At 39.7% G+C, this 773-nt stretch carries 2 protein-coding genes; both read right to left on the bottom strand.

From position 1 onward, the window contains the following. Nucleotides 1-358: hypothetical protein (locus ACNOHI_RS24755; RefSeq protein WP_420477389.1), on the bottom strand; the 358-nt coding region annotated here is incomplete at its 3' end. Between the two features lie 132 nt (nt 359-490). Continuing rightward, on the bottom strand, nt 491-773 hold a 283-nt coding region (locus ACNOHI_RS24750), incomplete at its 5' end, for a hypothetical protein (RefSeq protein ID WP_420477388.1).

Below are 773 nucleotides of genomic sequence, written 5' to 3'. Positions count from 1 at the left end.
TCAGCAGAGCCTGTAGTCCGTCCATAAGAGTTCCTAAAGGGAAGGTAACCCCCATCCGGTAAATCCACATGATAAGGTAAGCTGCAATTATCAACACGATAATTCCAAATTTCGGATACATTACAACTCCATATACCAATGGCGGGCCCACTATCACTGCTAAAATTATAGCGGCTGAAACAATGCCTGAGTATGCAATTGCTGCACCGATAGATAATGAACATAAAGCAAAGAACGCATATCCCCAAGAGTTCTTTAATTTTTCTTCTAAAACAATACGTTTAAAAGCGTCCCTGAGACCTTCCTCTTTTCTCTTTTTCAGATATGATGGGGTAGCGCGCAGTTTGATATTATCCATTCTTACAGAAACATCAGTTTAATGAAAAAGTAGTAAATTACAACAAAGCAAAAAAGAATAGCAATTCGTCGTGTAAGCCTTTCCTTACTTTCTTTCTCCTTTTTCTCATCTCTGGTATTCTTTGTTACCGGATCAATCCTCATTCCTGTTTACATTAGCAACGTTTGTATGATAGTGTCTGGTAGCCACCGACCGTTTGTTTGCACGTCTCACTTTTAGCAATGAGAGTACCTGCAGAAACATAAAACCCGGAATATTGATGAGCGACCGATAAATACGTTTGTCTGTGTTTGCAGAAAGCAAGGCGATCAGGAATCCTGATAGAAAGCAAAAAAAGGCTGCCGCCCAAACCAACAAGAGTGCCGGTTTAATCCAAATATCCATCATCGCACAAAAAACCGACATAAAAATGAAT

Origin of the sequence: Noviherbaspirillum sp. ST9, assembly GCF_048799745.1 — a bacterium.
Classification (GTDB): Bacteria; Pseudomonadota; Gammaproteobacteria; order Burkholderiales; family Burkholderiaceae_D; genus Noviherbaspirillum.
This window is presented reverse-complemented; position numbering and strand designations above follow the sequence as displayed.